Source organism: Myxococcota bacterium (assembly GCA_035498015.1).
In the GTDB taxonomy this organism is placed as follows: domain Bacteria; phylum Myxococcota_A; class UBA9160; order SZUA-336; family SZUA-336; genus VGRW01.
Genome location: DATKAO010000057.1, coordinates 1 through 5,347, shown reverse-complemented (window position 1 = coordinate 5,347; position 5,347 = coordinate 1). Strand labels below are relative to the sequence as shown.

General features: G+C 72.6%; 7 protein-coding genes. 5 read left to right on the top strand and 2 right to left on the bottom strand.

Going from position 1 to position 5,347, the window contains the following annotated elements; translation table 11 throughout:
• From VMR86_04845 to VMR86_04835, 3 genes are all read left to right on the top strand, one after another.
• Nucleotides 1-233: succinate--CoA ligase subunit alpha (locus VMR86_04845; protein ID HTO06365.1), on the top strand; the 233-nt coding region annotated here is incomplete at its 5' end.
• 6 nt (nucleotides 234-239) lie between these two features.
• Entirely contained in the window at nucleotides 240-482 is a 243-nt protein-coding gene (locus tag VMR86_04840; protein HTO06364.1) for a hypothetical protein, read from the top strand.
• A 29-nt stretch (nucleotides 483-511) separates the two neighbouring features.
• Nucleotides 512-967 (top strand): PaaI family thioesterase, encoded by a 456-nt coding sequence (locus tag VMR86_04835; protein HTO06363.1) that lies wholly within the window; start codon nucleotides 512-514, stop codon nucleotides 965-967.
• A gap of 111 nt (nucleotides 968-1,078) precedes the next feature.
• On the opposite strand, the gene VMR86_04830 is transcribed toward VMR86_04835, so the two are convergent.
• Nucleotides 1,079-2,068 (bottom strand): hypothetical protein, encoded by a 990-nt coding sequence (locus VMR86_04830; protein ID HTO06362.1) that lies wholly within the window; start codon nucleotides 2,066-2,068, stop codon nucleotides 1,079-1,081.
• Nucleotides 2,069-2,256: 188 nt separating this feature from the next.
• Nucleotides 2,257-4,227, bottom strand: a complete 1,971-nt coding sequence (tkt, locus tag VMR86_04825; GenBank protein ID HTO06361.1) for a transketolase — start codon at nucleotides 4,225-4,227, stop codon at nucleotides 2,257-2,259.
• A 136-nt stretch (nucleotides 4,228-4,363) separates the two neighbouring features.
• Between tkt and VMR86_04820 the strand changes: the two genes are divergently transcribed.
• Entirely contained in the window at nucleotides 4,364-4,969 is a 606-nt protein-coding gene (locus VMR86_04820) for a diguanylate cyclase (GenBank protein HTO06360.1), read from the top strand.
• A 10-nt stretch (nucleotides 4,970-4,979) separates the two neighbouring features.
• A partial coding sequence (locus tag VMR86_04815; GenBank protein HTO06359.1) for an inositol monophosphatase family protein occupies nucleotides 4,980-5,347 on the top strand: 368 nt, incomplete at its 3' end.

The window sequence follows — 5,347 nt, the reverse complement described above, 5'->3', positions numbered from 1 at the left end:
GCTGGGTCGCCGAACACAAGTCGCGGCTGCCGATCGTGGCGTTCATGGCCGGCCGCTTCATGGACGCCATGCCGGGCATGCGCTTCGGCCACGCCGGCACGATCGTCGAGGGCAAGGCCGACACCACCGCGGAGAAGATCGAGAGACTGCGCGCGGCCGGCATCGCCGTGGCCGAGAAGATCGAGGACATTCCGAAGCTCGTGCGCGAGCAGCTCGCGCGCCGGGGGAAGTGAGTCGTCATGGCGCTGTTCATCGCGGTCGACGTCGATCCGGCGCTGGCAGCCGACGCGGCCGCGGCCAGGAAGCTGGCCGAAGTCTGCCCGGTCGACATCTTCAAGGCGGGCGCGAGGGGGCTCGAGATCGTCGAGAAGAACCTCGACGAGTGCACGCTGTGCGAGCTGTGTCTCGCGGTCGGCAAGCCCGGTCAGGTGAAGGTGAAGAAGCTCTACGACGGCGGGGCGCTGCTCGAGCGGCACGCTTGAGCGAGCCTCGTGTTCAGCGGCGCCCGTGGATGGCGCCCGAGCCCGGGAAGCTCCTGGGCAAGGGTCACCCCGCCGGTGACTTCCTCGAGGCCTGGAACTGGAAGCTGCTCGAGCGCGGCAAGGGCGTGCTCAGAGTCGAGGCTCACCTGCCCGATCGCGTGCGCAACCCGCGCGGCCAGCTCTTCGGCGGCTTCACGCCGACCTACGTCGACCTGATCTCGCTGTTCGCGTCGCGCACGGGCGAGGCCGCCGCCGCAGACGGCGAGGCCAACCGCCCCTGGCTCGCCACCACCAACATGCGCGTCGACTACTTCGACCCGGTGATGGGCCCGACCTTCCACCTGGAGGCGCGCATCGTGCGCGAGCGCGGCCGTACCGTGATGATCGAGACACGCTTCCTCGACCCTGCCGACGGCAAGCTACTCGTGTTCGCCCTGACCACGCTCCGGCGAGTGACTCGCTCGAACAAGCTCGGCGACGAGTAGTAGGGGCCGAGCGAAGGCCGCCCTGAGCGAGGCCGCAAGTGCCGGAGCATGGGTAGGGTGCCCATGCGATCACAGGTCGGGCACGCGCAGTGAGCCGAAGGCGAACGAACGTCAGTGAGGCCTGACAAGCTCGGCGACGAATAGCGGCTGCTTCACCGCCATGTCCCAGAACTCGACGCGCAGCTTCTGGGGCGAGGCCGCGATCGCCACGAAGCCGTAGCCCGAGCGGAAATCGTCGCCGCGGCCGGCGGCGAACAAGAGCCGCGGCTCGGACTCGAGGAAGATCCGCTTCACGCGCGACTTGTCGGAGCCCGCGCCCGAGACGATCTGCCAGCGCGCGCCCCGCTCGAGCTCCATGAGCTGCAGGCTCTCGTCCTGGCCCGAGAGCACGGCGTCGACGGGTGAGTCGGCGAGCGCCTGGTACACGTCGCGCCGCAGCCCGCGCACCGGCCATTCGTACAGGTTCTCGGCGCGGCGTCCCACGAGCCACTCGATCGGGCGCACGATCGGCCACAGCAGCGTCCCCGTGACCGGGTACAGGTCCTTGTGGACTGCGGTCGCGAGGTCCGCGCCGTTGCGCGCGCCGTAGCTCTCGAGCGGCTGCTGCATGGCGAGCAGCAGCCAGGCATCGGGGCGCTCTTGCCGGAGTGTTGCGAGTTCCGCGTGGAGCGCGGCGAGCGCGCGGGCGCGGAACGCGTCGTCGGCGAGCATGGCGGCCGAGTCGGCGAGCACGAGCACGAGCGCACCCGCGTCGAGGCGAGTCAGGGGGTGCGCGTCGTCGAGCTCGCAGCCGCGCGCGACCCAGCGCCAGCCCGGCCCGGCCGCGGGCACGCGCGCGCACGCCGCCTGCGTGGCGTCGGGATCGCCGGCGTGGTCCACGCTGCCGGCCAGCGCCACCAGGGGGTGACCGGCGAAGCTGCGCGTGTACGGACCCAAGATGGCGGCGAGCTGCGCGTCGGCGGACCCGTGCTGCGCGCAGCCCGCGTCGGACACCTGCCGGTGCGAGTCACTCGTGCAGAAGCCGAGCAGGCCCGCGCGCTCGAACACGTCGCCCAAGAGCACGATCGGCGCGCCGGCCGCGCCCTCGAGCCGGTGCGCCATGGCCGCGTGCAGGCGCTGGTCGCGCCCGTGCGGCTCGCCGATGCCGCCCAGCGCCAGCAGCGCCAGCGGCAGTGACTCCTGGGATGGCGGCGCGACGGACGCGTCGCGCCAGGCCGCGTCGAGCGGCGGCGTCAGCGTGGCGCAGCCCGAGGTCAGCGCTGCGGCGAGCCAGACGCCAAGGGCGCGCGTCAGGGCAGGAGTTCCCGTGCGACGCGCAGGAAGCTCGGGCCGTCGAAGCCGAAGTGCGCCGCCAGGTCCTTGAACGGGGCCGACGCGCCGAAGCCGGTCATGGCGATGACGCGGTCACCGGGCCGCGTCAGCGCTGCGACACCCTGCGCCACGCCCGCCTCGCACACCAGCCTCTTGCCGCCGCGCGGCAGCACCGAGTCGCGGTAGCTCGCGTCCTGGGCCTCGAACAGCTCGATGCACGGCACGGACACGACGCGCACGCGCCGCCCTTCGGCCGCCAGCACGCGCGCCGCCTCGAGCGCCGGGTGCAGCTCGGCGCCGGTGGCCACGAACGAAAGCTCGGGCACGACGCCCGCGGGCTCGGGCAGCACGACCCAGCCGCCGCGGGCCGCGCGCTCCTCGACGCGGTCCACGTCGAGCACGGGCAGTGACTGGCGCGAGAGCACGAGCGCGGTCGGCCCGTCGTCGCGGCGCAGCGCCGCGTTCCACGCGGCGACCGTCTCGCGCGCGTCGGCCGGCCGCCACACGTGCAGGTGCGGGATCGCGCGCAGCGCGGCGAGCTGCTCGACGGGCTGGTGGGTCGGCCCGTCCTCGCCGACGAAGATCGAGTCGTGCGTGAACACGTACACGACGGGCTGCGACATCAGCGCCGCCAGGCGAACGCTCGGCCGCATGTAGTCACTGAACACCAGGAACGTCGCCACGTAGGGCCGGACGCCGCCGTGCAGCACCAGGCCGTTGGCGACCGCGGCCATGCCGTGCTCGCGCACGCCGAAGTGCAGGTTGCGCCCGTCGAACTTGCCGCGCGCCACCGACGCTGCGCCGCTGATCGTGGTGTTGTTCGAGCCCGCGAGGTCCGCCGAGCCGCCGATCAAGGACGGCAGCTTCTCGGCCAGCGTGTTCAGCACGCGGCCCGACGCCTGGCGCGTGGCCATCGGCTTCTCGCCCGCGAGCCGCGGCAGAAGTGAGTCGAGCTCGGCCGGCAGCGCGCGCTCGACCATCTGGCGCCAGAGCTGGGCGAGCCCCGGGTCGGCCAGCGCCTGCACGCGCCGCTTCTCCCATTCGCTGCGCAGCCGCGCGCCGCGCACCGCGTTGGCGCGGAACGTCTCGCGCGCGGCGTCGGGCACCTCGAAGGGCGGCAGGGTCCAGCCGAGCTTCCGGCGCGTCTGCTCGGTGTAGTCGGCGTCCTTGAACGCGCCGTGCGCCTCGGCCGTGTCTGCCGCGGGCGAGCCGAAGCCGATGTGCGTGCGGCAGGCGATCAGGTGCGGCCGGTCCTCGCTGGCGAGCGCGTGGCCGATCGCGGAGCGCAGCGCATCGACCGAGTGACCGTCGACGCGCTGCACGTCCCAGCCGTACGCCTCGAAGCGGCGAGTCACGTCCTCCGAGAACGCGAGCGAGGTCGGGCCGTCGATCGTGACGTGGTTGTCGTCGTAGAAGACGATCAGCCGCCCCAGGCCCAGGTGACCCGCGAGCGAGCACGCCTCGCTGGCCACGCCTTCCATCATGTCACCGTCGCTCGCGAGCACCCACGTGCGGTGGTCGACCAGCTCGCTGCCGAAGCGCGCCGCGAGCAGCCGCTCGGCCAGCGCCATCCCGACCGAGTTGCCCAGGCCTTGGCCCAGCGGCCCGGTCGTGGTCTCGACGCCGGGAGTGAGTCCGTGCTCGGGGTGGCCTGGTGTCTTGGAGTGCAGCTGGCGGAAGCGCCGGATCTCGTCCATCGGCAGGTCGTAGCCCGAGAGGTGCAAGAGCGAGTACAAGAGCATCGAGCCGTGCCCGGCCGAGAGCACGAAGCGGTCGCGGTCGAACCAGTCGGGGACCGCGGGGTCGTGCTTCAGGAACTCCGAGTAGAGCAAGACGCCCAGGTCCGCGCAGCCGAGCGGCAGCCCGACGTGCCCGATGCCCGCCGCGCGCACGGCGTCGACCGTGAGCACGCGAACCGTCGTCGCCGCGACCGCGAGGTTCGAGCTCAAACCATCTCCCGCGCGCAGAAAGCGCGCGATCGTCCAATCGCGCTGCGCCCCTCCGCGTGGTTTAGCGTGAAATCCGCACGTCCGGCAAGCGACAGGGACTCAATTCTGCGACGCCACCGACCGATCGATGGGGGCAGTGAAGAGAAATACGCCCGACGTCCTCGCGGAGCCGCCGCGCGGCGCCGGCGCGACGGGGACGACTGCCGAGACGATGTTGGACACGAGCTTCGACTCGCGCAGTGGTTTCGACGACGTTCGCCACGCGCTGTCCGGACAGCTGGACCGCGAGGTGGACTCGTTCCTCTTGTCGCGCGCGTCGCTCGACCGCCTGTTGAACGCCTTGCTCGTGCGCGCGCCCCAGCGCCGGACCTCGCTCGGCCTGGTCGGGATCGAGGTCGACGAGTGGAAGTGCCAGAGCGACCGGCTCGAAGCCGGCTCGGCGCGCGCCGCCTTCGCGCAGCTCGCGCGCGAGCTGCGCCAGCGCGTGCGCTCCAGCGACGAGCTGGGGCGGCTCGGCGAGTCCTCGATGGCCGTCGTGTTGCTCGGCTGCGAGGCCCACGTGCTGGGCGGGGTGGCCGAGCGTCTGCGCCTGGCGCTGGACGGCAAGGTCCTGGGCACGGCGGCCGACGCGCTGCGCGTGAGTCTGTCCGTGGCGACGTTGCCCGCACATCCGCGCGCGGGCGGACCGAGCGCCGCGGCCCTGCTCACCGAGCTCGGCGGCGCGCTGGAGCGACGCTGCTAGTCTAGGCGCCGTGCAGGCCGGGGAGTGGCTCGGGTTTCTCGCCGAGGTCGCGGATCGCGCCGACGAGATCGCGCGCCGGCTGTTCCGCTCGGCCGACCTCCACGTCGAGGAGAAGCCCGACCGGTCACTCGTGACCGCGGCCGACCGCGAGATCGAGACCGTGGCGCGCAAGCTGCTCGCCGAGCGCCACCCGGAGCTCGGCATCCTCGGTGAGGAGCTGGGCGAGGCGGCGGGCCGTTCCGAGACGCGGCTCGTGATCGACCCGATCGACGCGACCTTCAACTTCGTGCGCGGCATCCCGGTGTTCGCGACGCTGCTCGCGGTGGAGCAGGCGGGCGAGGTGATCGCGGGCCTGGTCAGCGCGCCGGCGCTCCACAC